21 protein-coding genes and 1 pseudogene are annotated in these 25,725 nt (G+C 70.0%); 11 read left to right on the top strand and 11 right to left on the bottom strand.

Going from position 1 to position 25,725, the window contains the following annotated elements:
* Positions 1-62: 62 nt before the first annotated feature.
* Both glp and galU read right to left on the bottom strand, forming a co-directional pair.
* Positions 63-1,379, bottom strand: a complete 1,317-nt coding sequence (glp, locus tag ACWD04_RS12155) for a molybdotransferase-like divisome protein Glp (protein WP_451130826.1) — start codon at positions 1,377-1,379, stop codon at positions 63-65.
* Positions 1,380-1,383: 4 nt separating this feature from the next.
* Positions 1,384-2,286, bottom strand: a complete 903-nt coding sequence (galU, locus tag ACWD04_RS12150; protein WP_451130824.1) for a UTP--glucose-1-phosphate uridylyltransferase GalU — start codon at positions 2,284-2,286, stop codon at positions 1,384-1,386.
* A gap of 94 nt (positions 2,287-2,380) precedes the next feature.
* Between galU and ACWD04_RS12145 the strand changes: the two genes are divergently transcribed.
* Entirely contained in the window at positions 2,381-2,998 is a 618-nt protein-coding gene (locus ACWD04_RS12145) for a 5-formyltetrahydrofolate cyclo-ligase (RefSeq protein ID WP_451130822.1), read from the top strand.
* Here ACWD04_RS12145 and ACWD04_RS12140 read toward each other — a convergent pair.
* A complete protein-coding gene (locus ACWD04_RS12140; RefSeq protein ID WP_451130820.1) occupies positions 2,985-5,729 on the bottom strand; it encodes a penicillin acylase family protein in 2,745 nt (914 codons plus the stop codon). The two genes, ACWD04_RS12145 and ACWD04_RS12140, sit on opposite strands and share 14 nt — an antisense overlap.
* 277 nt (positions 5,730-6,006) lie before the next feature.
* Here ACWD04_RS12140 and ACWD04_RS12135 point away from each other — a divergent pair, with 277 nt between their 5' ends.
* The 5 genes from ACWD04_RS12135 to ACWD04_RS12115 all read left to right on the top strand — a co-directional run bounded on the left by ACWD04_RS12135 (position 6,007) and on the right by ACWD04_RS12115 (position 11,284).
* Positions 6,007-7,560, top strand: a complete 1,554-nt coding sequence (locus tag ACWD04_RS12135; protein WP_451130818.1) for a potassium/proton antiporter — start codon at positions 6,007-6,009, stop codon at positions 7,558-7,560.
* A 321-nt stretch (positions 7,561-7,881) separates the two neighbouring features.
* Complete coding sequence (locus tag ACWD04_RS12130) at positions 7,882-9,162, top strand: MFS transporter (protein ID WP_451130816.1); 1,281 nt, start codon at positions 7,882-7,884, stop codon at positions 9,160-9,162.
* A 66-nt stretch (positions 9,163-9,228) separates the two neighbouring features.
* Positions 9,229-9,594, top strand: coding sequence for an FmdB family zinc ribbon protein (locus ACWD04_RS12125; protein WP_451130814.1), 366 nt, complete (start codon positions 9,229-9,231; stop codon positions 9,592-9,594).
* A gap of 90 nt (positions 9,595-9,684) precedes the next feature.
* On the top strand, positions 9,685-10,533 hold the full coding sequence (locus ACWD04_RS12120; RefSeq protein WP_451130812.1) for an S-methyl-5'-thioadenosine phosphorylase: 849 nt from the start codon (positions 9,685-9,687) through the stop codon (positions 10,531-10,533).
* A gap of 190 nt (positions 10,534-10,723) precedes the next feature.
* On the top strand, positions 10,724-11,284 hold the full coding sequence (locus tag ACWD04_RS12115) for an RcpC/CpaB family pilus assembly protein (protein ID WP_451130810.1): 561 nt from the start codon (positions 10,724-10,726) through the stop codon (positions 11,282-11,284).
* A 181-nt stretch (positions 11,285-11,465) separates the two neighbouring features.
* Here the strand turns inward: ACWD04_RS12115 and ACWD04_RS12110 are convergent, their stop codons facing one another.
* Positions 11,466-11,687, bottom strand: a complete 222-nt coding sequence (locus tag ACWD04_RS12110) for a hypothetical protein (protein ID WP_451130808.1) — start codon at positions 11,685-11,687, stop codon at positions 11,466-11,468.
* Positions 11,688-11,755: 68 nt separating this feature from the next.
* Positions 11,756-11,910, bottom strand: a pseudogene (locus ACWD04_RS12105) (4Fe-4S dicluster domain-containing protein); the annotation flags it as partial.
* Positions 11,911-12,053: 143 nt separating this feature from the next.
* On the opposite strand from ACWD04_RS12105, the gene ACWD04_RS12100 reads away from it, so the two are divergent.
* Both ACWD04_RS12100 and ACWD04_RS12095 read left to right on the top strand, forming a co-directional pair.
* Positions 12,054-13,121 carry a P1 family peptidase gene (locus ACWD04_RS12100; protein ID WP_451130806.1) on the top strand — a complete coding sequence of 356 codons (1,068 nt, stop codon included), beginning with the start codon at positions 12,054-12,056 and terminating at the stop codon, positions 13,119-13,121.
* A 154-nt stretch (positions 13,122-13,275) separates the two neighbouring features.
* Positions 13,276-14,022 (top strand): DUF6227 family protein, encoded by a 747-nt coding sequence (locus tag ACWD04_RS12095; RefSeq protein WP_451130804.1) that lies wholly within the window; start codon positions 13,276-13,278, stop codon positions 14,020-14,022.
* A 103-nt stretch (positions 14,023-14,125) separates the two neighbouring features.
* On the opposite strand, the gene ACWD04_RS12090 is transcribed toward ACWD04_RS12095, so the two are convergent.
* Entirely contained in the window at positions 14,126-15,703 is a 1,578-nt protein-coding gene (locus ACWD04_RS12090; RefSeq protein WP_451130802.1) for an MFS transporter, read from the bottom strand.
* A gap of 62 nt (positions 15,704-15,765) precedes the next feature.
* Here ACWD04_RS12090 and ACWD04_RS12085 point away from each other — a divergent pair, with 62 nt between their 5' ends.
* Positions 15,766-16,755, top strand: a complete 990-nt coding sequence (locus ACWD04_RS12085; protein ID WP_451130800.1) for a helix-turn-helix transcriptional regulator — start codon at positions 15,766-15,768, stop codon at positions 16,753-16,755.
* 182 nt (positions 16,756-16,937) lie between these two features.
* Here ACWD04_RS12085 and ACWD04_RS12080 read toward each other — a convergent pair whose 3' ends face one another.
* Both ACWD04_RS12080 and ACWD04_RS12075 read right to left on the bottom strand, forming a co-directional pair.
* The gene (locus tag ACWD04_RS12080) at positions 16,938-17,939 is read right to left on the bottom strand and encodes a sigma-70 family RNA polymerase sigma factor (protein ID WP_451130798.1); all 1,002 of its coding nucleotides are present in this window, start codon (positions 17,937-17,939) and stop codon (positions 16,938-16,940) included.
* Positions 17,940-18,496: 557 nt separating this feature from the next.
* Complete coding sequence (locus ACWD04_RS12075; RefSeq protein WP_451130796.1) at positions 18,497-19,279, bottom strand: dioxygenase family protein; 783 nt, start codon at positions 19,277-19,279, stop codon at positions 18,497-18,499.
* Positions 19,280-19,462: 183 nt separating this feature from the next.
* Between ACWD04_RS12075 and ACWD04_RS12070 the strand changes: the two genes are divergently transcribed.
* Entirely contained in the window at positions 19,463-19,975 is a 513-nt protein-coding gene (locus ACWD04_RS12070) for a MarR family winged helix-turn-helix transcriptional regulator (RefSeq protein ID WP_451130794.1), read from the top strand.
* Positions 19,976-20,011: 36 nt separating this feature from the next.
* Here the strand turns inward: ACWD04_RS12070 and ACWD04_RS12065 are convergent, their stop codons facing one another.
* Positions 20,012-21,538: an MFS transporter gene (locus ACWD04_RS12065; protein ID WP_451130792.1), complete on the bottom strand. Its 1,527-nt coding sequence runs from the start codon at positions 21,536-21,538 to the stop codon at positions 20,012-20,014.
* A 186-nt stretch (positions 21,539-21,724) separates the two neighbouring features.
* Positions 21,725-22,342 (bottom strand): TetR/AcrR family transcriptional regulator, encoded by a 618-nt coding sequence (locus ACWD04_RS12060; RefSeq protein WP_451131124.1) that lies wholly within the window; start codon positions 22,340-22,342, stop codon positions 21,725-21,727.
* A 309-nt stretch (positions 22,343-22,651) separates the two neighbouring features.
* On the opposite strand from ACWD04_RS12060, the gene ACWD04_RS12055 reads away from it, so the two are divergent.
* Positions 22,652-23,929: a M6 family metalloprotease domain-containing protein gene (locus ACWD04_RS12055; RefSeq protein ID WP_451130790.1), complete on the top strand. Its 1,278-nt coding sequence runs from the start codon at positions 22,652-22,654 to the stop codon at positions 23,927-23,929.
* Positions 23,930-23,948: 19 nt separating this feature from the next.
* Here the strand turns inward: ACWD04_RS12055 and ACWD04_RS12050 are convergent, their stop codons facing one another.
* Complete coding sequence (locus ACWD04_RS12050; RefSeq protein ID WP_451130788.1) at positions 23,949-25,706, bottom strand: class I adenylate-forming enzyme family protein; 1,758 nt, start codon at positions 25,704-25,706, stop codon at positions 23,949-23,951.
* Between the last annotated feature and the right edge of the window lie 19 nt (positions 25,707-25,725).

Raw genomic sequence — 25,725 nt, 5'->3', positions numbered from 1 at the left:
GGGGCCCGGGGGTTCCCCCGGTAAGGCACAGCGCCAGATACCGTACCGCCACAGCGCCCGAGTCAGCGGAGGAGGATCACCTCGGCCTCCGCGCCGGGCTCGGCGCAGGTGACGTCCTCGGGCAGCACGATCAGCGCGTCCGCCTGGGCGAGGGCCGCGATCAGATGCGATCCGGGCCCCCCGACGGGAGTCACGGTGCCCGCCTCGGCGTCGTAGGTCCCGCGCAGGAACTGGCGTTTTCCGGACGGCGAGGCGAGCGCCTCCTCGGTGCTGAGCGTGGCCCGCACCTTCGGACGGTGGACGTCCTGAAGACCCATCAGTGTCAGGATCGCCGGCCGGACGAACAGCTCGAAGGAGACGTACGAGGAGACCGGATTGCCGGGCAGCGCCATCAGCGGCGTGTGATCGGGGCCGATCGAACCGAAGCCCTGCGGCTTGCCCGGCTGCATGGCGAGCTTACGGAAGTCGACGCCGCCGCCCTCGGCGCCGACGGACTCGTCGCCCACGGAGGACAGGGCCTCCTTGACCACGTCGTACGCACCGACGCTCACGCCACCCGTGGTGACGACGATGTCGGCGCGGATCAGCTGGTCCTCGATCGTGGTCCGCAGCGTCTCGGCGTCGTCGGCGACCGCGGGGACGCGATAGGCGATGGCCCCGGCGTCCCGGGCGGCGGCCGTCAGAGCGAAGCTGTTCGAGTCGTAGATCCGGCCGCCTGTCAGCTCCTCGCCCGGCTGCGCCAGCTCGCTGCCGGTCGACAGGACCACCACGCGCGGACGGGGCCGCACCCGCACCGTCGAACGGCCGATCGCGGCGAGCAGGCCGATCTGCGGCGGCCCGACGACCGCACCCGCGCGCAGCGCCATGTCACCGGGCTGCACATCGCTGCCCCTGGCCCGGACATGGGCGCGCGGCTTGACCGGACGGTGGATGCGAACCTCGCCGCTCGCCCCCTCCGGGGCGTCGCTGTGGGCCCGCATAGCGGCAGCGGGTCCGCCGCCCGTGCCGCCGTCGGTCCACTCGACCGGAACGACCGCCTCGGCGCCCGCGGGCAGCGGAGCACCGGTCATGATGCGGGCGGCCTCGCCCGGGCCGACGGACCGGCCGTCGGCCAGGCCTCCGTCGCCCGCGGCGACGTCGCCGACGACGGTGAGGACTGCGGGGAACTCCTCGCTGGCGCCCTCGACATCCGAGATCCGGACGGCGTATCCGTCCATCGAGCTGTTGTCGAAGGGCGGCAGGGCGACCTCCACCACGACGTCCTCGACCAGGACACAGCCCTGGGCGTCGAGCAGTTGCAGCTCGATGGGTTCGAGCGGCTGCACCGCGGCGAGGATGTCGTCCAGGTGTTCGTCCACCGACCAGATCGTGCTGCTCAAGCTGTTACAACTCCTCGGTGACGTAACTGCGCAGCCAGGCCCGGAAGTCCGGGCCCAGGTCTTCACGTTCGCACGCGAGCCTGACAATGGCACGCAGATAGTCGCCGCGGTCGCCGGTGTCATAGCGGCGTCCCTTGAAGACGACCCCGTGCACCGGGCCGCCGATCGTCTCGTCCTCGGCCAGTAGCTGGAGGGCGTCGGTGAGCTGGATCTCGCCACCGCGGCCGGGCGCGGTCCTGCGCAGTATGCCGAAGATGGCGGGATCCAGGACATAGCGGCCGATGACGGCGAGATTGCTGGGCGCCTCGCTCGGCTCGGGCTTCTCGACGAGCCCGGTGACCCGGACGACGTCACTGTCTGCGGTCACCTCGGTGGCCGCGCAGCCGTACATGTGGATCTGCGCGGGATCGACCTCCATCAACGCGACGACGCTGCCGCCCTCGCGCTCCTGGATCTCGACCATCCGGGCGAGAAGGAGGTCGCGCGGGTCGATGAGGTCGTCGCCGAGAAGGACGGCGAACGGCTGGTCGCCGACGTGCGGCGCGGCACAGAGGACGGCGTGGCCGAGGCCGCGCGGGTCCCCCTGGCGTACGTAGTGCATGGTGGCCAGGTCGCTGGACTCCTGAACCTTGGAGAGCCGTTCGGCGTCTCCCTTGCGGGTCAGCGCGGACTCCAACTCGTAGTTCCGGTCGAAGTGGTCCTCCAGGGGACGCTTGTTGCGACCGGTGATCATCAGCACGTCGGAGAGTCCCGCGGCGACCGCTTCCTCGACGACATACTGGATGGCGGGCTTGTCGACGACAGGCAGCATCTCTTTGGGAGTGGCCTTGGTGGCCGGCAGGAACCGGGTGCCGAGACCTGCAGCTGGAATGACAGCTTTGCTGATCCTGGGGCGCGACTGAGTCATGCGCAGAACTGTAACCGGTGCCTATGAGCGGAAGATGAGTGTCCGGTTAACTTCGTTCTCGTACATCCACATAAAAGAACTATGTGAGCACCTGTTGAATGATGACATGTCAGGAAAGGCGGCGATGCGACGTAGCCTGCTCGCCGCGCGACGGCTCCTCTCCATGGAAGACGTCGGTAGGGCCGCCGCGGTTCTCGCCTCGTCCGCCTCGGATCTCCCCGAGCTGACCGGCGCCCGCACCGTGGCGGCTTATGTGTCCGTGGGGCGCGAGCCGGGAACCCACGCGCTCCTGGACGCTCTACGGGCGCGGGGCGTACGCGTTCTGCTGCCGGTGCTCCTGGCGGACAACGACCTGGACTGGGCGGTGTTCGAGGGTGCGGAGCACCTCGTGCCCGCCGGCCGGGGCCTGCTGGAGCCGGACGGCACGCGCCTCGGGCCGGAGGCGGTCCTCGACGCGGACGCGGTTCTGCTGCCCGGGCTCGCCGTGGACGAGCGCGGGATGCGTCTGGGACGCGGCGGGGGCAGCTACGACCGGGTGCTGGACCGGCTCGCGTCGGCCGGGGCGCACCCGGCCCTGGTCGTCCTGCTGTACGACGACGAGGTGGTCGCGCGGGTTCCCGAGGAACCGCACGACCACCCCGTGGATGCCGTGATCACGCCTGCCGGAGCACGGCGCTTCCCGCCCGGGGGCAGTAGGGCTAGGGTTTCTTGAGCGTCAGGGTGTCGACCGTGGACCGGTCCACGGCGTTCTCCTCGAAGGACCAGTCGAGCAGGTCGCCCTCGACCCACTTGTCCGTCTGATCGGTGTAGTGCGCGCTGAACGCGTGCCCGGACGCCCCGGTGAGGTTGATCCACCGGGACTTGTCCCAGTCCCCCACGTTGACGACCATCCGCATCGACGGGACCCAGATGACCTCGTAGCCGCCCGCCGCGTTCCAGCCGGAGGCGTTGACCGCCGCCTCGCCGCCGCCGAGGTCCCAGGGGCCCCGGTTGAGCGCCCGCTGCAGAAGATCCGGGCCGTCGGTGCCGAGCGTCTGGTTGCGCAGGGTCAGCTGGTGCAGCCGGCCCCAGCTCCAGGTGGTCATGTCCTTGCCCAGCTCGGCGGTCAGCTCCCAGCGCGCGTCCTTCATGGCACGGGCGAAGAGCTCGTCACGGCTGTCGATGGCCTCTTCGCGCCCCTGGGCAGGGACCTTCCACCACTGGTTGTCCTGGTCGTCCAGGATGCTCTCGACCACCTCGTACCAGCGGTCGCCGCCGTCCGGCTGCGCCGCTTCCGGGGCGCGCTGTCCGCATTCCCGTACGAGCTTGTCCTGCTCGTCCACCGGTCCGGTGCCGGCGACCGGTTCCACATAGATGCAGTCGCCCTTGGCCCGCATCTCCTTGGGGAGCTTGTTGCCGAAGGCCAGCTTGAGGATGTTGCGCCAGACGCCGTTGAAGTACGCGGCGGCGGCCGAATCGGGCTCCTGGGTGTAGTCCCAGCCCTCCAGCAGCTTCTGGGCCTCACGGACGTCCTTGTCCGAGATGCCGATCTTCTTCAGTTCGGGCACCAGCTTCGCCGCGATCGCGCTCTGGTTGTCCATCTGCATCGTCTGCATGTCGTCGGTGGAGATCTTCTCGCCGCCGTCGATCTTCTTCTTGATCAGGTCGTTGATCCGCTGACTGCGGGCGCCGTAGCCCCAGTCCTTCGTGAGCATGTGCTCGTAACCGTCACCGATGACCGCCTGGTTGGCGGTGACGATGTAGCCCCGGTCCGGGTTGTACTCGTACGGCAGCTCGTCGAACGGGACGGGGTCCTCTTCCCAGCCGTACTCGGCGGACCAGCCGGGGCTCGGCAGCGTGCCGTCACCCTTGAGCCGGACAGGGATCCTGCCGGGCGCCTGGTAGCCGATGTTGCCCTCGGTGTCGGCGTAGATGAGGTTCTGGGACGGCACCTCGAAGTGCTCGGCCGCCTTCCGGAAGCTCGTGAAGTTTTTGGCCCGGTTGAGCTCGAACACCGCGTCCATGGACTTGCCGGGCTCCAGCGCCGTCCACTTCAGGGAGACCCCGTAGCCGTCACCGCGGTCGGGTGCGGAGGTGGTGACGGGAGCCTTCTTGCCGACCTTCTCCAGCTCGCCGTCGCGGTCGGAGACCAGCGGGCCGTTGTTGGTCTCGCGGACGGTGATCTTTCTGGTCCTGCCTCCCGCGACCTTGATGGTCTCCTCGCGGGTGACGAAGGGCTCGGTCTTGCCGTCGTACTGGTAGCCGTCGGCGGAGACCTTCTCCAGGAAGAGGTCGGTGACGTCGGCTCCGAGGTTCGTGAAACCCCATGCGATGTCCTGGTTGTGACCGATTATCACGCCGGGCATCCCGGAGAACGTGTAGCCGGCCGTGTCGTACCGGCACGACTCGGAGAGCTGACGGCAGTGCAGCCCCATCTGGTACCAGAGCGAGGGGAGCTGGGGCGCCAGGTGCGGGTCGTTGGCCAGCAGCGGTTTGCCGGTCGTCGTGTGGTCGCGGGAGACGACCCATGAGTTGGATCCGATGCCGTTGCCGTTGGGGCCGAGCAGCGCCGGGATCTCGTCCAGGGTGTCACTGAGTGCGGAGAGCTGGGTGTTCAAGCCCTCGGTCGCGCCCTCGACGGTCTCGGAGCCGATGCTGTCCGACGGCTCGGCGTCCGGGTCGAACTTCCCGGTGAGCTGGGAGATCCCGCCCTGGTCGACGATCGGCTCGTTCTTCTCGTACGGGTAGTCCGGGTAGAGATCCTTGATCTGCTTCTCGTTGAGCCTGCTGGTCATCAGCGAGCGGTCGATCTCGTCCTGCATGTTGCCGCGCAGGTCCCAGGCCATCGCCTTCAGCCAGGCGACCGAGTCGACCGGGGTCCACTCGGTGGGCTTGTAGTCGTTGGTCAGGCCGAGCGCCGCGTACTCGACGGAGATGTCCTTGCCGTCCCTGCCGTCCAGATACGCGTTCACCCCCTCCGCGTACGCCTGGAGGTTCTTCTTGGTGTCCTTGTCCAGGACCTCGTCGTACTCCTTCTGCGCGACCTTGCGCCAGCCGAGCGTGCGCAGGAAGGAGTCGGTCTCGACCTGGCCGGCGCCGAACATCTCGGAGAGGCGTCCGGACGTCATGTGACGGCGTACGTCCATCTCCCAGAAGCGGTCCTGGGCCTGGACGAAGCCCTGGGCGCGGAAGAGGTCGCTGTCGGTGTCCGCGTAGATCTGCGGGATCCCGTAGTCGTCGCGTTTGACGTCGACGTCGCCGGAAAGACCCTTGAGTTCGATCGAGCCGGTGGTCTGCGGGTACGAGGCCCGGACCGTGGAAACGGACCAGTACGCGCCGTATCCGACACCCGCGACAAGCGCCAGCACCAGGACGATCACGAACAGGCGGGCGCGTCGCCCCTTCTTCCTGCCGGTCTTCTTCGCATCGGAAGACCCGGAAGGGGCGGTTGTGTTGGCGGGCATCGCTGTCCTTCGAGGGGCAGGGTGGTCCTGGGAGTGCAGGAGCAACCATAGGCGCCCCGCCGAAGCCACTCGGACGCGGTATGGGGATGCAACCATTTGCGCCCCGGTTCGCACGGACACTCGAAGGCGTCAAGAAAACGTTAAAGATTAGGTAAGGTAACGAAGTACTTGCCGCCGGAAGCCGATCCGGAAGGCGTACGCAGGGAAGGAACGGACCCTGACTGTCCACGCGCTCAACGAACTTCTGCTCGTCTGCTCGGTCGTCCTGCTGGTCGCCGTGGCGGCCGTCCGCATCTCGTCCCGCAGCGGGCTCCCCAGCCTGCTCCTGTACCTCGGCATCGGGATCGCCATGGGGCAGGACGGCATTTTCGACGTCAAGTTCGACAATGCCGAGTTGACCCAGGTGATCGGCTACGCCGCCCTGGTCGTCATCCTGGCCGAAGGCGGACTGGGCACGAAGTGGAAAGAAGTGAAACCCGCACTGCCCGCGGCGGCCGTCCTGTCGACCGTCGGCGTAGGCATCAGCGTGGGCGTCACCGCGAGCGCGGCGCACTACCTCGTCGGCCTGGACTGGCGACAGGCCCTGATCATCGGCGCCGTCGTCTCGTCCACCGACGCCGCCGCTGTCTTCTCCGTCCTGCGCAAGGTCCCCCTCCCCTCCCGGATCACCGGTGTCCTGGAGGCCGAATCCGGCTTCAACGACGCCCCCGTGGTCATCCTGGTGGTCGCGTTCTCCGCTGTCGGCCCCGTGGAGCACTGGTACCTGCTGGTCGGCGAGATAGCACTGGAGCTGACCATCGGCGCGGCCATCGGCCTCGCGGTGGGCTGGCTCGGCTCTCTCGGGATCCGCCACGTGGCACTGCCCGCCTCCGGGCTCTACCCGATCGCCGTGATGGCCATCGCGGTGTCCGCGTACGCGGCGGGCGCCATGGCCCACGGCAGCGGGTTCCTGGCCGTCTACCTGGCCGCGATGGTCCTCGGCAACTCCAAGCTTCCGCACTGGCCGGCCACCCGGGGCTTCGCCGACGGACTCGGCTGGCTGGCGCAGATCGGCATGTTCGTCCTGCTCGGACTGCTGGTCACCCCGCACGACCTGATCGACGACTTCTGGCCCGCCGTGGTCGTGGGACTGGTCCTCACCGCAGTCGCCCGGCCGTTGTCGGTCTTTCTCAGCCTCGCGCCGTTCCGCCTGCCCAAACGCGAGATGGCGTTGATGTCCTGGGCCGGGCTGCGCGGTGCCGTCCCCATCATCCTGGCGACGATCCCCATGGTGTCCGGCATCGAGGGCAGCACCCGGGTCTTCAACATCGTCTTCGTGCTCGTCATCGTCTACACGCTGATCCAGGGACCGACGCTGCCCTGGCTGGCGAAGGCCCTGAAGATCTCCGACGACCGGTCGGAGACGTCGGACCTCGGCATCGAGTCGGCCCCCCTGGAACGGCTGCGCGGCCATCTGCTGTCCGTCGCGATCCCCGGCACGTCCAAGATGCACGGCGTGGAGGTGGCGGAACTCCGGCTGCCCGCCGGAGCCGCGGTCACCCTCGTCGTACGGGACGACAAGAGCTTCGTCCCCGCGCCGTCGACCGTGCTGCGCCACGGGGACGAGCTACTGGTCGTCGCGACCGATCCGGTGCGCGACGCCACGGAGGCACGGCTACGAGCGGTCGGCGAGGGCGGCAAGCTGGCCGGCTGGCTGGGCACGGGCGGGGCGGAACGACGAAGCGCCGGGACGGCGAACCTCCCGCACGTCGCAAGACTGGCCAAGAAGCTGGGCAAGAGCTCCGACGCCCGTCCGGGAGACAGGACGGGCGGCAGACGAACCCACCACTGAGCGGAGGCGGCGCACGAGCGACCGCGCACATCCGCAGGTGCACCAGGGCCGGAACCTGTAAGATGAAGGACTCAATCTCCTGATCCACTCGATGTGAATCTGATCGACCAACTCTGCCTGATGCAGAGCTGGCGCGACCGTATGGCGGTCGTGGCGTCCTTTCGCCTCTGTCGTGGCGTCTTTCGCCTCTGGAGCGAGCGCCCGGCATCTACCGCAGTCCCGCGCGAAGAGGACAGCTCTCGGCAGCTCCCGCCCGGCCCCCGCACCCCGGTGCGGGACGCCCCGGGAGCACGGCCACCAGGCGGCAGAAAGGCATGGACCGTGGCGTCCACGGTCTCCGACCGCCCCGGTTACGGGCAGTTGCTGCGCACCCCGGGTGCGTGGACCTTCCTCCTCCCGGGCTTCGCGGCCCGGCAGCCCTTCGCGATGCTGACCATCGGCATCGTGCTCCTGGTCCAGCACACCACCGGCTCGTACGGCAGTGCGGGCGCCGTGGCCGCCTTCTCCGGCGTCTCCATGGCCCTGTTCGCGCCGCAGAGCGGCAGGCTCGCCGACCGGTTCGGCCAGCGCGCCGTGCTCCTGCCCGGCGTCCTGCTGCACGCCGCCTCCGTATGCGCCCTCACGGCGCTGGCCCTGGCGGACGCTCCCCTGTGGGCGCTGGCCTTGGCCGCGGTGCCCACAGGCGCCTCCGTCCCGCAGATCGGGCCGATGGTGCGGGCCCGATGGGCCTCCCGGCTCGGCTCCGCCCCGGGACGCCCGGCCTCCCCGCTGATGACCACGGCCGCCGCCTTCGAGTCCGTGACGGACGAATTCACCTTCGTCGTCGGACCCGTGCTCGCGACGGCGCTGTGCACCGGCGTGCACCCGGCGGCCGGACTGATCGCCGAGGCCGCTCTGACGCTCGTCGGCGGCCTCCTGTTCGCTGCCCGGCGCGGCACCCAGCCCGCCACCCGGAGCGCCGCGACCGCCGCCGAGCCGCACCGCTCGGCACTCTCCGTACCGGGCGTCCGCGTCCTCGCGATCACCTTCCTGGGCATCGGCGCCGTCTTCGGCGGCATGCAGGTGTCCCTGACCGCCTTCTCCGAGGAGATCGGCCGGCCGGGCGTGAACGGACTCCTGTACGGGGTCTTCGCCGCCGGCAACATGCTGGCCGGTATCGCCTGCGGGGCCATCGCCTGGAAGAGCAGCCCGCGCCGTCGGCTGATCGTCGGGTACGTGGCCCTGACATTGACCGCGTCCGGGCTCTGGGCCGTGCACTCCGTACCGCTGCTGGCAGGACTGGGCCTGCTGGTCGGGCTCTGCATCGCTCCCGCCCTGATCAGCGGCTACACCCTGGTCGACGCGTTGGTACCGCCATCCGCGAGGACCGAGGCCTTCACCTGGCTCACGGGCGCCGTGGCACTCGGCCAGGCGGCCGCCGTCACGGTGGCCGGACAGCTCGCGGACACCCATGGCGCGAGCACCGGTTTCGTGGTCCCTCTGGCCGGTACGGCGCTGGCGCTGGCGACCCTGCTGGCCCTGCGTTCACGGCTGACACCGCAGCCCCAGGGCCGGACGGTGGCACGTGGGATCGGTCACCGCGAGCCGCTCACGGTGGACTGATCGCTCGGAATACGTCAGTATGGAGCGTCGTTAGCACTCATTGAGTGAGAGTGCCAGGAGGAGCAAGTGCCGACTTATCAGTACCAGTGCACCGAATGCGGCGAGGGCCTCGAAGCGGTGCAGAAGTTCACCGATGACGCTCTGACCGTGTGCCCGAACTGCGAGGGACGCCTGAAGAAGGTGTTCTCGGCCGTCGGCATCGTCTTCAAGGGATCCGGCTTCTACCGGAACGACAGCCGTGGCTCCTCGTCGAGCAGCACGCCGGCCACGTCGTCGTCCAAGGCGTCCGACTCGTCCGCCGGGTCGTCCTCGTCGGAGGCGAAGTCGGAGGCGAAGTCGGAGGCGAAGTCGGAGGCGAAGCCGGCTGCTTCGGCTGCGTCCTCTGCTTCTTCGGCGTCTTCCACGTCGTCGAGCAGTACGTCGGCCGCCTGAGGCCACCCGCGTACGCCACACGTTTCACCCGGACCCCGCTGATCGACTCAGCGGGGTCCGGGTCGTGCGTGGCCCCGTTAGTGTGACCGCATGGCGAACGCAGAAACGGTTACAGCGGAAATCGGTGTCATCGGCGGATCGGGCTTCTACTCCTTCCTTGAGGACGTGACCGAGGTCCGAGTGGACACCCCGTACGGGGCACCGAGCGACTCCCTCTTCCTGGGTGAGCTCGCGGGCCGACGGGTGGCTTTCCTCCCCCGCCACGGCCGCGGCCACCATCTCCCGCCGCACCGGATCAACTACCGCGCCAACCTGTGGGCCCTGCGTTCCGTCGGCGTACGGCAGGTGCTCGGACCGTGCGCGGTCGGCGGCCTGCGTCCGGAGTACGGACCCGGCACCCTGCTCGTACCGGACCAGATGGTCGACCGCACCAAGGCCCGCACGCAGACGTTCTACGACGGTGAGCCCCGAACCGACGGGGCCGAACCGAACGTGGTGCACCTCGGCTTCGCCGACCCGTACTGCCCCGAAGGACGCAAGGCGGCCCTGGCGGCGGCGCGCGGACGTGACTGGGAACCGGTGGACGGCGGAACCCTGGTCGTGGTCGAGGGCCCGCGCTTCTCGACCCGGGCGGAGTCGCGCTGGCACGCGGCGATGGGCTGGTCGGTCGTCGGGATGACGGGCCACCCGGAAGCGGTACTCGCGCGTGAACTGAACCTCTGCTATACGGCGCTGACTCTGGTGACCGACCTCGACGCGGGGGCCGAGGCAGGCGAGGGCGTCAACCACACGGAGGTGCTGGAGGTGTTCGCGGCCAACGTGGACCGGCTGCGGTCGGTGCTCTTCGACGCGGTGGCCGCACTGCCCGCGCACGAGGACCGCGACTGCGTCTGCGCGCACGCGCTGGACGGGATCGACACGGGGATCAAGCTGCCGTAGCCCGCACCTCGGGGCCTTGAGCTCGCGGCCTGCCTCCGCCCGCCCCCGCCTCCGACTCGTACGGGTGGCCGGGTTTCTCACATCGTGTGGGTTGTCCACAGGGCGGAGCGGAATCTCCGCGGTGGGTGGATCGTGAGGGGAGTCCGGCGGGAATCCCGCGGGGCTCCCTTCACGGCAGGTGGTGTCAGCCATGTCCTCTTCGGTGCCCGATACACGTCCCGCCCCTCCCGCACCCTGCGGGGTCCCGCACTTCGGGCCCCTGCGTGTGCGGGGCGGCGGCGGGCGACGACTCCGGCGTGCGCTGCGCGGACAGCGCCGGGCGCTGGCCGCGGGGTTCGCGCTGGCCTCCGCCGTGATCGCGGTGTCGGGGCCGGGCGGGGAGAGAGGGGCGGCCGCCCTTCCCGGGGGCGCACCACCAGGGCCCGAGCAGCGGGCCGTTCGCCTGGTGTCCGCTCCGGTGCGGATCGCTGACGCTGCGACGGTCGGGCTGCTGCGGCCGGGTGACCGTGTCGATGTGATCGCCGCGGTCGACGGGGACGCCGAGGCCAAGGTGGTGGTCCGCGACGCACGGGTGGCGGAGGTTCCGCGCCGGGCGGGCGGCGGGGAGGGGCTGTTCCCGGAGGCCGACGGCGGGGCGGGCGCGGGGAGCGGCGCCCTGGTGGTCCTGTCCGTGGAGCGGGACACCGCGGCGGCCCTGGCGGGGGCCGGCGCCTCGGGGCGGCTCGCAGTGGCGGTGTCCCATGCCGAATAGAACTGCTATCGCGTCAACGCACGCGATGAACTGCCCCGCCACATACGGCCGCCCAGGCGGCGAAGGAGGACGTGCGGGAGCGGCTGGAGGTGTTGACGGAGATCCGGGACGCACTGGCCGTCCAGCGGGGCCAGGGGTGGTCAGCCGCGCAGTCGGCCGGAACCCTCACCAAGAACTGGCGTCAGATGTGGTGGGGCGGCTTCTCGTCGAGGAAGTGCGCCAGGTCGGCCGCGCCGCCGGCCGGAGCCCGCTCGCCCCATCCCTGATCCGTGTCGTCCGAGGACTGCCGGTCCATCGGATCGTCGAAGATCAGAGCCGGCGGCTTGGGCCTGGACTCCTGCGGCGGCCGCTGCGACTGCTGCGGCTTCGATTCTCGCGGTCCGGGGGTGGGGGCGGTACTCATACGTCCAGAGTACGGCCGGGCTCAGCGATCCTTCGGATCGAGCAGCCACAGCTACAGCACGACGAGAAAGGGCAGACGGTGGCGCACAGGGGGCGAGCCCGCAGGCGGTGCGGTCGTAGCACAGGTCGCACGTCATCCATAACTTCGCCCGCAGGTCGATCTACGGAACACCGAAGGGGCACCTCGGGAAGGAGGTCGGCCTTCTGACCGTGTTCGCGGCCCCCTGGCGTTTCCCTGGCCGGTGTGATCGTGTCACAGAGGTGCCCCGCGCTCCGAGGGCCCGCGAGGCGCGACCGCTCCCCGGTCGCCGTCTGTACGTTCGCCCAGACACGGCACCACCGCACCTACGAGGAGCTGAACTCGCCCATGACCGAAGAACTGCCCGCCCCGGGCCCGATGGACGCGCTGACGGATGTGGCCGGGATCCGCGTCGGGCACGCCCGGGTGCCGGGCCGGGGCGCCCTGAGCGGGACCACCGTCATCCTGGCCCCCGAGGGCGGAGCCGTGGCGGCCGTCGATGTGCGCGGAGGCGGCCCCGGCACCAGGGAGACGGACGCGCTCGATCCGCGCAACCTGGTGCAGCGAATAGACGCGGTCGTCCTCACCGGCGGCAGCGCGTACGGGCTCGACGCCGCGTCCGGCGTGATGGCCTGGCTGGAGGAGCAGGGGCGTGGCGTCCGGGTCGGGCCGGACCCTTCACAGGTGGTGCCGGTGGTGCCGGCGGCCTGCCTCTTCGATCTGGGCCGGGGCGGTGACTGGCGGGCTCGCCCCGACGCGTCGACCGGCCGTGCCGCCGTGGAGGCGGCCGCCGCTTCCGAGCCGGACGCACGGGTCGCGGAGGGCACGGTGGGTGCCGGTACGGGGGCGGTGGCCGGGCAGCTCAAGGGCGGCGTCGGTACGGCCAGCGTGCGCCTGTCCTCCGGGACGACGGTTGCCGCACTGGCCGTCGTCAACGCGGCGGGTTCCGTCGTCGATCCGCGGACCGGGGTGCTGTACGGGGAGTACGGCGCGGGAGATCCGCCTGTGCACCCAGCGCCCTCGGTGCACGCAGCCGCGCGCAGGCGGCTGGCGGAGATCAGCGCGCGGGAGGGCGGCGCACACGGGAGCGGCGTCTTCAACACCACGCTCGCCGTCGTCGCCACCGACACCGCCCTCACCCGCGCCCAGGCCCAGAAGCTCGCGGGCACGGCACACGACGGGCTGGCGCGCGCCGTCCGGCCGGTCCACCTGCTCAGCGACGGGGACACCGTCTTCGCCCTCTCCACCAGCCGGCTGCCGTTGCCTCCGGAGCCCACCGCCGCGCTCAACGACATCCTGGCGGCGGGGGCCGACGCTCTGGCCCGCGCCATCGTGAAGGCCGTCGGAGCAGCCCGGGGTGCCGACGGCCCAGGGGGGACGTTCCCCTCGTACAGCGAGCTCTACTGCACATCCTGAGGAGGCCGGAAACCTCTTACGCAATGTCTCGAACACGTTGGGAACTTTCTGCGTGCACGGTACGTTTTTTGCGAACCCCGGTCACGATGTCGGACCCAGGGACTACGTTATGCACGCATCAGGTAACACGCGGCGACGGCCTGGAGACAGCACCTTGAGCGATCCGTACGAGACAACCGAGCAGCACCTCGAGCGACTCCTGCGATGCGCCCTCAACTCCTTCGACCTCTCCGATGCCACGGTCGACCGGCTAGGGACGGCACTGGCGCACAGCAGCGCCCTGCACTCGTCCCACCACAGTGCCGTCCTGCACCGCGAGACCTACCGGCACAGCTACCTCCTCTCCGACGGCACCACGCTCACCCTGTGGGAGCTGGTGCACGGCGGCGGCAGGGACGCCCCGGCCCCCTTCCGACACGAGCTGTACGACGACGAGGGCGACGCGCAGATCGCCGCCGCGCGTCTCGTCGGCAGCTTCTGGGACACCCCCGCCCTCGGTGACGACAGCGTGCGGGAGGACCTGGAGGCGTTCACCCTGCTCCTGAGCGTCCCCCCGGCCCCCCTGCCCCGCATGTACGCCCCGGACAATTCGGCGGACCACGCCCGCCGTGTACTCCGTCGCGCGGAGAACGGCGACAGGCCGGGCGCCGGGACGGCCGGGCGGCTCCGGGCGGCGTTCGCCCACCACATCACCCAGGTCTTCGGCCGCCAGTACCGTGTCGGCGGGCGCGACGCCGGTTTCACGCTCTACGAGCACGCCTTCCTCCTCCTGGACGGCAGCGAGACAAGCCTCTGGGAGGTCGAGCACACGGCCACGCCCGACGGACGCCACATGTGCGAGGTCTACGACGACGAGCAGAGCGCACGCCTGGCCATGGAGAACCGCACCCGGATCTGCTGACCGTCACCGGCGCCGTACGCACAACGTCCGGCGGGCACGGCCCGGAAGTTCCAGGGCCGTGCCCGCCGGGCGCCGGTGGCGGTCCGCAGCGACCGCCGACCGTTCAAGTAGTCAGCGCGGGCTCCTTCGAGAGCACGTCGCCCTGAGCCTGGGCGGGCGACAGGTCGTCCTCGCCACCCTCCAGATGCACCTGGGGCCTGGCGGGCAGGGCGAACATCACGATGAAGATCACCGCGAGTACCCCGGCCACCCACCACAGCGACTGCTGGAACGCGTCCACGAACGCCACTCCCCTCGCTTCCGGCGCCAGATGGTCGCTGATCGAGCCGAAGAAGACGACCGAGACGAGGCCGAGTCCCAGCGCCGTGCCCATCTGCTGCACGGTGTTGATCAGCCCGGAAGCCGATCCGGAGTGCTCCTTCGGCACCCCCGAGAGCACCGCGTCCGTCAGTGGAGCCACGATCAGCCCCATGCCCACGCCCATGACCACCAGCGGGAGTGCCATCTGCCAGGGGCTGATGTCCAGTCCGTAGCGCCCGGCCTCCCAGATGTAGAGCAGCAGCCCGGCGATCATCAGCAGCGCCCCGGCCTGCAGCACCTTGCGGCCGAAGCGGGGCACCAGCTTCTGTACGGAGACCCCGGCGGCACACGAGACGGCGATCGAGAACGGGATCCCCGTCGAACCGGCCCGCAGGGCGCTCCAGCCCAGCCCCATCTGCAGGTAGAGGGTCCAGACCAGGAAGAAGATGCCGAGGGCGACACCGAAGGTCAGCTGCACCGCGGTGCCCGCCGCGAAGCTCTTGACCCGGAACAGCGACAGTTCGATCAGCGGCGAGCCGTCCCTGCTCGCCTTCCGGCGCTCGAACACCACGAGCGCCGCGAACACCAGCAGACTGGCGGCCATCGACGCATGGCCCCACAGCGGCCAGCCCAGCTCGCGTCCCCGGGTCAGCGGGTAGAGCAGCATGAGGAGGCCGAGCGTCACCAGGGCCACGCCGGCCAGGTCCAGCCGGAGTGCCTTCGGTGCCTTGGACTCGCTGATGAATTTGTGCCCCAGCACCAGTCCGGCGATGCCGACCGGCAGGTTGATCAGGAAGATCGGCCGCCACTCGAGACCGAAGAAGTTCCACTCGGTGAGCAGGGCGCCCAGCAGGGGCCCGGACACCGCGCCCAGCCCCACGATCGCGCCGAAGAGCCCGAAGACCTTGCCGCGTTCGTGCGCCGGGAAGGTGGCGTGCACGATCGACAGCACCTGCGGCACCATCAGCGCGGCCATACCGCCCTGCAGGATGCGCGAGGCGACCAGCATCTCCGGATTCACGGCGAAGCCGCAGAGGGCTGAGGCGATCGTGAAGCCGCCGATGCCCAGCAGGAAAAGCCGCTTGCGGCCGTAGATGTCACCGAGCCTGCCGCCGGTGATCAGACCGGCAGCGAACGCCAGCGCGTATCCGGCGGTGATCCACTGGATCGACGTGAAGGAGGCGCCCGTATCCCGCGTGATGCTCGGGATGGCGATGTTGACGATCGTGACGTCGACCAGGTCCATGAAGGCCGCGGTCATCACGATCGCGAGCGCGCACCAGCGACGTCGGTCCGCCGGGTCTGTCGGGTGCGACGTGGCCGACCTTGTGGACGCCGTGCGGACGGCTGCCGTGGCCGGCAGGGATTCGGAAGAAGGCATGGGAAGAAGGTAGAGGCCTTACAGGTCAGGTAATGACCTAATGGGCGGCCATCCTGTACCCCATGACCGACACCCCGGCACGACTGCTGAATCTGCTGTCGCTCCTCCAGACACCGCGCGAGTGGCCGGGCAGCGAGCTGGCCGCGCGGCTCGATGTCACCCCGCGCACCATCCGCCGCGACATCGACCGGCTGCGCGACCTCGGTTATCCGGTCGAGGCGACGCGCGGCTCGATCGGCGGCTACCGCCTGGTCGCGGGCACCGCCATGCCCCCGCTCCTGCTGGACGACGAGGAGGCGGTGGCCATCGCGGTGGGGCTGCGGGCCGGAGCCGGGCATGCCATCGAAGGCGTCGACGAGGCGTCCGTACGGGCCCTGGCCAAGCTGGAGCAGGTCCTGCCGTCACGGCTGCGGCACCGGGTCTCCTCCCTGCAGAACGCCACGGTCCCTCTCACCCGCGGCGACGGCGCGACCATCGATCCGCGAACGCTCACGATGATCGCCTCGGCCGTCACCGCGCGCGAACGGCTTCGCTTCGGCTACCGGGCGAGGGACGGTGCGGCGTCGAATCGGCAGGCCGAGCCGTACAGGCTGGTGAGCACCGGCAGCCGCTGGTATCTCGTCGCGTACGACCTCGACCGCGAGGACTGGCGCACCTTCCGGGTGGACCGGGTGAGCGAGCCGTTCGCCACCGGATCCCGGTTCACCCCGCGCGAGCTGCCCACCGGCAGCGGGGACGCGGCGCAGTTCTTCGCCCGGTCGATGGCGCGTACGCAGCCCGAGCTGCGCATCGATGTGACGTTCGAGGCGTCGGCCGGTGCCGTGGCGGCCCGGCTGCCCGCGGAGCTCGGCGCGCTGGAGCCGAGCGGCGAACACCGCTGCCGGCTGCGCACGAGCTCCCGGAGCTCGCTGGAGTGGGTGGCCCTGCGGCTCGCCCTGGTGGACTGCGAGTTCGTGGCGCACGGCCCGCCGGAGCTGGTGGAACACCTCGGCGCCCTGGGCGCGCGCCTCTCCCGCGCCGCGTCACCCCGCCCGGCAGCGGGGCCGGCATGAACAACCGGCGGGCGTGACCAGGCGGGACGTGCACCTGCGGGACCGGACGCGCACAAGCGGCGGACATGAATGAGCCCCGGCGCCGGGGGGGGTGGGCGCCGGGACTCAGCTCAGGGGACCGGAAGGAGACCGGTCGTCGGGCCGGTGCGAACCGGCTTGATGGGAGATTACGGGTTATCGGCTCACGCCGCAGCGTCAAAGCCCGTGTCGTGAGCCATTCGCTTCAATTCGAGCAATGCGTGCTTCTCGATCTGGCGGATCCGCTCCCGCGTCAGACCGTGCTGCTTGCCCACCTCGGTGAGGGTCCGCTCACGGCCGTCCTCGATCCCGTAACGCATCTTGATGATGGAGGCGGTGCGGTTGTCGAGCTTGCCGATCAGGCCCTCGAGCTCCTCGCTGCGCAGCAGCGTCATCACGGACTGCTCGGGCGACACGGCGGAGGTGTCCTCCAGCAGGTCCCCGAACTGCGTATCGCCGTCATCGTCCACGGACATGTTCAGGCTGACCGGGTCACGCGCCCAGTCCAGAACGTTGCCGACACGCTCGGCGTTGGAGTCGAGCTCGGCGGCGATCTCCGCGTGCTCCGGGTCCCGCCCGTGCTCACGGTTGAATTCGCGCTGCACGCGCCGGATCCTGCCGAGCTCCTCCACGAGGTGGACGGGAAGCCGGATCGTTCGGGACTGGTCGGCGATGGAACGGGTGATGGCCTGCCGGATCCACCACGTGGCGTACGTCGAGAACTTGAAGCCCTTGGCGTAGTCGAACTTCTCGACCGCGCGAACCAGGCCCGCGTTCCCCTCCTGGATCAGGTCGAGCAGGGGCAGACCCGCCCTCGGGTAGCGCCTGGCCACGGCAACGACGAGCCGGAGGTTGGAACGGATGAATATGTCCTTGGCGCGCTCGCTCTCGGCGACCAGCGCCTCCAGCTCCTCACGCTTCGCTCCGCCGGCTTCGCTCTCCACCACTCCGTCGAGGATCTGCTCGGCGAAGACGCCCGCCTCGATCGTCTGGGAGAGCTCGACCTCCTTGGCGGCGTCGAGCAGCGGTGTGCGGGCGATCTCGTCCAGGTACATGCCGACCAGGTCGCGATCGGCGATCTCCCCGCCCACGGCGCGAACACTGCTTGCCCGGTTGGTCCCGCCGGTGCTGGCGGACGAACGACGGGCGACGGCACGGGTTGCCATGCGTGCTCCCTTGCTGAGTAGGTCGCGACACCCTCCCGGGTGCCCTGCATCCGATGGAAACAACGACTGGAATCCGGACAGAATTCCCACGACGCCCATTGGCTTTCGAGATCATGCAGTACCCTGTCCGGCCCCAGAAGAGGACAGATACCGCAGATACCCGCAGAAGTGCAGGTCAGGCCCGGAGTGGAGGCCCGGATTGCGGGCACCCACGGACATCTGCCGCCATGACGCCCTCGATGCCGCGCTCACATTCGACACGGCCGCCTTCACTCCGCAGGAACGTCTGCCGTGCTTGCGCTCCCACCCGGAAGACGGCCCCCACGGACTGCTGGTTGCTTCGGACCCGCATACCCTGCACAACACGCCGCATGTCCTCGGCCATGCCACCGCAGCCCATACCGCCCTATGGCGGCTACGCCGCGATCCGCGCAGCCGAACGAGCCTCGGTCCGACTGCACGGCACCTTCGCCCTCCGCCCGTCTGCACGCACACGGGGGTGGGCCGGAAGTCCAGCCGGTACCGGGACGCGTCCTGCTGGTACGAGAAGGCGCTGCTCAGCCGAACTGGAGCGAGCGCTTCGCCAGACCCAGCCAGAAGCCGTCGATGACGCTGCGCCCCTGATCGAGCTCGCCCTCGGCCGCCCCGAGGGTGACGAAAAGCGGCGCGAAGTGCTCGGTGCGGGGATGGGCCAGCCTGCCCGCGGGCGAGGCGTGCTCGAAGTCCAGCAGGGAATCGATGTCCTGCGCCTGGAGCGCCCGGCGCCCCCAGTCGTCGAACTCCGCGGACCAGCCGGGGGTGCCGCCGCCGGGGTGCCGCAGCGCCGCCAGGTTGTGCGTGAAGAAGCCGCTTCCGATGATCAGCACCCCCTCGTCGCGCAACGGTGCGAGCTTGCGCCCGATGGCCATCAGCTTCTGCGGGTCGAGCGTCGGCATCGAGATCTGGAGAACGGGGATGTCGGCAGCGGGAAACATCTCGACGAGCGGCACGTACGCCCCATGGTCGAGGCCGCGGTCGGGGATGTCCTGGACCGGCGTCCCGGCGCCGCGGAGCAGCTTGCGGACGTCGTCGGCGAGCCGTGGGGCCCCGGGGGCGGCGTACCGCACCTGGTAGTAGTGCTCGGGAAAGCCCCAGAAGTCGTAGACCAGCGGCACGGCCTCGGTGGCCCCGAGGGCGAGCGGGGCCTCCTCCCAGTGCGCGGAGACCATCAGGACCGCCTTGGGGCGCGGCAACCCGGCCGACCAGGCGGCCAGCTCTCCGGGCCAGACCGGGTCATCGGCGAGCGGCGGGGCGCCGTGTGAGAGGTAGAGAGCGGGCATGCGCTCCGCGGTGACTGTCATGACACTCCCATTCCTCTGCCGATCAGGGTATGTGTGTTCCCTACAGGTACCGGGAACGAACTACAGCGCGAGCTCCGGGGATTCGGCAGGTCGGTTTTGCGGGACCAGGTCTTTGAACCTTCAAGTTCAAACTACCGGAGACCTTAGCTCTATCTAGTTCAACTTTCAAGAAAAGGTCGTACAGTGGAGTACATGACCACGACATCCCCCGGCGGGCCCCGGTGGCTCACCGACGAAGAGCAGAGCGTGTGGCGCGCCTATCTCCACGCCACCACGCTCATGGAGGACCACCTCGACCGCCAGTTGCAGCGCGACGCCGGCATGCCGCACATCTACTACGGACTGCTCGTCCAGCTCTCGCAGGCTCCTCGCCGGCAGAAGCGCATGACCCAGCTCGCCAAGGACGCCAAGATCACCCGCTCCCGTCTCTCGCACGCCGTGGCACGACTGGAGAAGAACGGCTGGGTCCGCCGCGAGGAGTGCCCGTCGGACAAACGCGGCCAGAACGCGATCCTCACCGACGAGGGATACATGATGCTGAGCCGGTCCGCGCCGGGGCATGTCGAAGCCGTGCGACAGGCGATGTTCGACCGGCTCAGCCCCCAGCAGGTGCAGAGCCTCGGCGAGATCATGCAGGTCATCGCCACGGGCCTGCAGCCGGAGGGTACGGACGCGGATCTGCCCTGGCTCCGCTGAGCGGAGCCAGGGCAGACCGGCGGCTCGGCGCCTCGCTCAGTGCGCGACGACCGGGATCCTGAACTCTTCCCCGGCTCCGTCCGAGAGACTCCCCGAGCTGTCGGCCGCGCCGGTACCCGTACCCGGGCGCCCGGTGTTGATCATGGCCACCGCGATCGCCGAGGCGGCGACCAGGATGCCGACCGCCCACCAGATGGCGCTGGAGAAGCCGGTGACCATGGCCTGCAGCTCGAGCAGCTTCGGGTCGCTCGCACCGGCCGCGTGATCGGCGATGTACGCGGTGGTGGCACCGGCGGCGATGGTGTTGAGCAGGGCCGTACCGATGGCGCCGCCGACCTGCTGCGAGGTGTTCACCATCGCGGAGGCCACCCCCGCGTCACGCGGTTCGATGCCGTGCGTGGCGAGCGACATGGCCGGCATGAACGCCGTACCCATACCCAGGCCGAGCAGCAACTGGCCCGGCAGGATGACGGCCGAGTAGGAGGTGTTGATGTCCAGCTGGGTCAGCAGCAGCATGCCGATGGCCGCCACCAGGAACCCGGGGCCCATCAGCAGCCTCGGCGGGACCCGGGTCATCAGCCGGGCACCGATCTGTGTCGAACCGGTGATCATGCCGACGATCATCGGCATGAACGCGAAGCCGGTCTTGACCGGCGAGTAGCCCTGGACCACCTGCAGGTAGTACGTCAGGAAGAGGAAGAGCCCGAACATCCCGATGACGGCGAGTCCGAGCGAGAGGTAGACCCCTCCACGGTTGCGTTCGGTCAGGACGCGCAGCGGCAGCAGCGGCGACTTCACGCGCGACTCGGTGACGACGAAGGCCACCAGCAGCACCACGGCCGCGACGAACATGCCGATGGTCAGCGAGTCCGACCAGCCGGCAGACTCGGCGCGGGTGAAGCCGTACACCAGCGCGACCAGGCCCAGCGTGGACAGGGCGACGCCGGGGATGTCGAGCGGCGAACGGTTACGGCTGCCGGCCGGCTCACGGATGACGAAGTAGGCACCGGCGGCGGCGATGATCGCGAACGGGATGTTGACGAAGAAGGTCCAGCGCCAGTTCAGGTACTCGGTCAGGAATCCGCCCAGGATCAGGCCGACCGCGCCACCACCACCGGCGATGGCGCCGTATATACCGAACGCCTTGGCCCGCTCCTTGGCGTCCGTGAACATCACGGCGAGCAGGGAGAGGGCCGCCGGGGCGAGCAGTGCGCCGAAGACACCCTGCAGGGCCCGGGAGCCGAACATCATCGCCTCGCCCTGGGCCGCGCCGCCGAGCGCGGAGGCCGCGGCGAAGCCGAGCAGACCCACGACGAAGGTGCGCTTACGGCCCCAGAGGTCGGCGATGCGTCCGCCGAAGAGCAGGAGTCCGCCGAAGGCGAGAGCGTAGGCCGTGATGACCCACTGCTTGTTGCCCTCGGAAATGCCCAGGTCGGTCTGGGCCGAGGGCAGGGCGATGTTCACGATCGTCGCGTCGAGCACGACCATCAGCTGGGCGAGGGCGATGAAGGCCAGCGCTTTCCAGCGACTGGGATCCGGAAGGGTTCCGGCTGTTTTCGACATGGGAGTAGCCACCTAAGGGCACGAAGAGTTACGGAGTCGGCGTACGGGCCGCGAACGGACCCGCGCACGAACTCGAAAAAGGGCGAGCGGTACCAGGGCCGGACCTGCGCGTCAGGTCCGGCCGGGCTTCATAGGGCTGATGTGGGCCGCTGAGGGGCTGAGAGTCGGTTCTCCTGTGCGCGGGCGTCAGCGCCCGCCGCGAAGGTCCTCCAAGGTCGCCGCCGATCCGGGCAGTTCGGAGCGAGCCGGGAATTCCAGACCGTCCAGAAAGAGCTGCAGATGGCGGTGGGTGAACCGGTCGATGTCCGGGCAGGCGACGCCGGGCAGCGGCCGGGTGAGCTGGGAGAGGGCGACGAGCACGTCACCGACGGCGATGTCGGTGCGCAGCCTCCCTGCGGTCATGGCACGCTCCACGAGCCCCTCGACGGCCTCTTCGAGGCGGCGGCGCTCGGTGAGCAGTTCGGGGTGGGCGTTGTCGAAGCCGCCGGACAGCATCGGGCACAGGGCGCCGATCCGTTCGTCGGCCGCCGCGTGCACGAAGCGGCTGAGCGCGGCGAAGGGGTCGGACTCGGCCGCGACGGCCTCCTCCACCCGGTCGATGGTCCGTGAGGTGACGGCGAGGACGACCTCATGGATCAAGGCAGCCCGGTCGGGGAAGTTCCGGTAGAGCGTGGCGTTGCCGACCCCGGCCCGTCGTGCGACCTCGTCGAGCGGCACATCCGGCCCGAACTCGACGAACATCTCACGCGCGGCCGTCACGATCCGCTCCCTGTTGCGCAGCGCGTCCGCCCGCGGACGGGGCATGTGGCGCCGTACAGCACAGGAGGCGGGCTGGGCGACGGATTCCACAGCCACGGCCCTTCCCTTCGATGTGTGCGGCGACCCTCCGGCGCAACCGGGGGCCGTGTCCCCGTTTCGCGAGGACACAAGTTCAAACGGGGAAAGTGTCCCCGGTTATTTCCCGCCCAAAGGTGACCTGAGTCACATGCCGTATTCCGGCAACAACCCTCCATCGGCGCACCCAGCGAGCGGTCCCCCACGACCGGGATGAGGCTGATCGCCAGAGCGCAGCCAGGGCCGGCCGGCTGCCGCGGACCCCGAAGGCGCCGCCCCATGCAGCAGCCCCGCCACCGGATACGCGAATGCCGCCGCCCCCTCGCGCTCGCCGGAGCGACGGCCCTGCTCATCTCGACGATGGCGTCGGCCAGCTCCCCCCTCCCCGTCCTCGGCCGCGCGGCCGCCGGGCCGGTCGCCGCACCGCGCGGAACCGGCCTCGTGCCGTGCCGAATACCCACCGCCATGGGCGTACAGATGTCGGAGGGCATGCCGACACTGCCCGGATACGCACGCTCCACCGGCCGGATCAAAGCCCTCAACCTCATGATCGACTTCTCGGACGCGCGGGCGACGGAACCGGCCGTGGACCGGCTCGCGGAATTCTTCCCGCAGACGTCCGACTGGTTCCGCACCAGCTCCTACGGCCGGCTCACCTACGAACCCGAAGCGCCGGTGAAGGACTGGCTGCGCATGCCGCTGCCGTTCGCGGAGTACGGCATAGAGCGCGGCTCACCGTACGAACCGGGCTACCACAAGTTCGTCAAGGACCTCGTGGCTGTCGCCGATCCGAAGGTCGACTTCTCGGCGTACGACCTGATCAACGTGCTGGTCACCCCGAACGCCGGCCCTTCCGCGCTTGACACCGTCCTGTCGGTGACCTTCTCCGGCAACGACGATGCCCCGACCGCCGACGGCATCCCGCTCGCCAACACGTCCTTCGTCTACAGCCGCCAGGACGACGGCTCGGGCTCCTACGCGGAGAACGGCTACCGGGTCCTGCCCCACGAGAACGGCCATGTCTTCGGGCTGCCCGACCTCTACACGATGGAGGGCGGCGGCTCCGTGGGGCACTGGGACATCATGTCCGAGGACTGGGGGGCCAACAACGACCTCCTGGGCTGGCACAAGTGGAAGCTCGGCTGGCTGGACGACGATCAGGTCAGCTGCGCCGCCATGCCCGGCACCAGCGAACACGTCCTCGGACCGCTGGCCACGACGGGCGGCCCGAAACTGGCCTTCGTACCGATGAGCGCGCAGTCCGGCTACGCCGTGGAGGTACGGACCGCGAAGGGGAACGACGAAGCGGTCTGCCGGCCCGGCGCCCTCATCTACAAGGTGAGCTCCGACGTGGACACCGGCCAGGGCCCGGTCTCCGTCGAGGACAGCACCGAGGACAGCGGCGGCTGCACCCGGCGGCCGAACGTCCACGCCGAGCTCTCCGACGCCCCGTTCGAACCGGGTGAGACGTTCACCGACCGGGCCAACGGCATACGCATATCAGTGACGGAGAAGGACCCCTACGGAAACTACCGGGTCCGCATCACCCGGCCGTGAACCCGGTTCCCCGCGCGGATCACCCGGCCGTGAGCCCTGGGCCCCCGCTCTCGCGCGCGTACTCCTGCACAGCGTCGCGCAGTTCCCGCTTGAGGACCTTACCCGTGGCGTTACGCGGCAGCGGCTCCCGTGTGACCAGCACATGGGCCGGGACCTTGAACCCTGCCAGACTCCGGCCCACGTGGGCCCGCAGCCCGTCCGCCGTGACGCCGGAGCCCTCGCCCACCCGCACGACCGCCGCGACCTCCTCGCCCAGCACCGGATGCGGAACGCCGAGCACCGCCGCGTCCTCGACGTCGGGATGGTCGTGCAGAGCGGCCTCGACCTCCACGCAGTACACGTTCTCGCCGCCCCGGATCACCAGGTCCTTGATCCGGTCGACGACGGCCACCCGTCCGTCCCGGACGACGGCGATATCCCCCGTACGGAACCACCCTCCGGTGAACGCCTCGGCCGTCGCCGCCTCGTCGCGCCAGTAGCCACGCACCAGGGACTGCCCGCGCAGCCACAGCTCGCCGGCCTCGCCCTCCGGGAGCGCCTCGCCCGCAGGACCGGCGATGCTCACCTCGGTGACCGGCGTCGGAGTGCCGACGGAGTCCGGGTGCGCCCGGTACGCGGCGCCGAAGTTGGCCAGCACCCCGCCGCTGGTCTCGGTCAGGCCGTAACCGTTGCGGGGTTCGATCCGCTCCCCGTACCGGGCTGTGAGCCGGGCGACCAGGCCCGGCGGAGCCGCCGCACCGCCGGTGCTCAGCCCCTTCAGGCTCTCCAGACCGTCGCCCGCGCGGTCCGCCGCCGCGAGCAGCTGGAGCGCGTTTGCCGGAACGCCCGCGTAGTGGGTGGCTCCGTGCCGGCGGATCAGCCGGAGGGCCTCGGCGGCGTCCCACCTGGGCATCAGGACGAGGGAGCCGCCCGAAGCCATCGCGGCGTACAGGCTGGTGAAGGCGGCGACATGGAAGAACGGGAACGTCATCAGGGTGACCGGCGGCGGCCCCTGCCCCGGGATGACTCCACGGCCCAGTGCCGAGACCGCCGCCTGGTAGCGCGGGTTGAGGGCCGCGCCCGCCTGCGCGAGGTGGGTGGCCACGGCGCCCTTGGGCCGCCCGGTGGTGCCGGAGGTGTAGATGATCGTGGAGTCGTCCTCGGGCCGGATCTCCACGGCGGGGGGTGCGGCCAGGGGATCGGGCTCGGGAAGGTCCGCGTACCGCTCGGCTGCCACCCCGGCCGGCAGCTCCCCCTCGCCGTGGAAGACGACGAAGCGCGCCCCTGCTTTCCGGCCCCAGCCCGCGACCTTCGGCAGCTGCTCCGTGTCGACCAGCAGCACCTTCGGCTCACAGTCGTCGAGGGCGTAGGCGAACTCCCCTTCGGTCCACCAGGTGTTGAACGGGACGGCGACGAGACCGGCCAGCTGGGCCGCCCAGAACGCGATCTGCCACTCAGGGTGATTACGCATCGCCACCGCCGCCCGATCACCGCAGCGCAGCCCGTACGTATCGGTGAAACGCCGAGCCAAGGCGGACGCCGCAGCGAAGAACTCCGCGTACGTACACGTCCGTTCACCCGAGATCAGGAACGGCTGATCCCCGAAGGCCCAGGTGGTCTCCACGAACTCGTGGAGCGTACGGGGCCCGTTCGCGTAGACGAGCGGACCCTGCTCGCTTCGCACCACGGCGAACGGAGCACCCGGGGCGCTGAGCGCCTCCTCGCTCCTGGCACGAGCCGCGGCCTGATCACCGACGGGACCGGAGGACGGGGCGGGCGTGGGGTCGGTGTGCGGCACGAACGACCTCTCCAAGCGC

This window comes from Streptomyces sp. NPDC002911 (assembly GCF_053591835.1).
This window is presented reverse-complemented; position numbering and strand designations above follow the sequence as displayed.

Coding starts and splice junctions, on each gene's coding strand:
- galU (WP_451130824.1), bottom strand. CDS start 2,286: ATGACTCAGTCGCGCCCCAGGATCAGCAAAGCTGTCATTCCAGCTGCA.
- ACWD04_RS12140 (WP_451130820.1), bottom strand. CDS start 5,729: ATGCCCGCCAACACAACCGCCCCTTCCGGGTCTTCCGATGCGAAGAAG.
- ACWD04_RS12120 (WP_451130812.1), top strand. CDS start 9,685: ATGGCGAACGCAGAAACGGTTACAGCGGAAATCGGTGTCATCGGCGGA.
- ACWD04_RS12115 (WP_451130810.1), top strand. CDS start 10,724: ATGTCCTCTTCGGTGCCCGATACACGTCCCGCCCCTCCCGCACCCTGC.
- ACWD04_RS12110 (WP_451130808.1), bottom strand. CDS start 11,687: ATGAGTACCGCCCCCACCCCCGGACCGCGAGAATCGAAGCCGCAGCAG.
- ACWD04_RS12100 (WP_451130806.1), top strand. CDS start 12,054: ATGACCGAAGAACTGCCCGCCCCGGGCCCGATGGACGCGCTGACGGAT.
- ACWD04_RS12090 (WP_451130802.1), bottom strand. CDS start 15,703: ATGCCTTCTTCCGAATCCCTGCCGGCCACGGCAGCCGTCCGCACGGCG.
- ACWD04_RS12085 (WP_451130800.1), top strand. CDS start 15,766: ATGACCGACACCCCGGCACGACTGCTGAATCTGCTGTCGCTCCTCCAG.
- ACWD04_RS12080 (WP_451130798.1), bottom strand. CDS start 17,939: ATGGCAACCCGTGCCGTCGCCCGTCGTTCGTCCGCCAGCACCGGCGGG.
- ACWD04_RS12075 (WP_451130796.1), bottom strand. CDS start 19,279: ATGACAGTCACCGCGGAGCGCATGCCCGCTCTCTACCTCTCACACGGC.
- ACWD04_RS12065 (WP_451130792.1), bottom strand. CDS start 21,538: ATGTCGAAAACAGCCGGAACCCTTCCGGATCCCAGTCGCTGGAAAGCG.
- ACWD04_RS12060 (WP_451131124.1), bottom strand. CDS start 22,342: ATGCCCCGTCCGCGGGCGGACGCGCTGCGCAACAGGGAGCGGATCGTG.
- ACWD04_RS12055 (WP_451130790.1), top strand. CDS start 22,652: ATGCAGCAGCCCCGCCACCGGATACGCGAATGCCGCCGCCCCCTCGCG.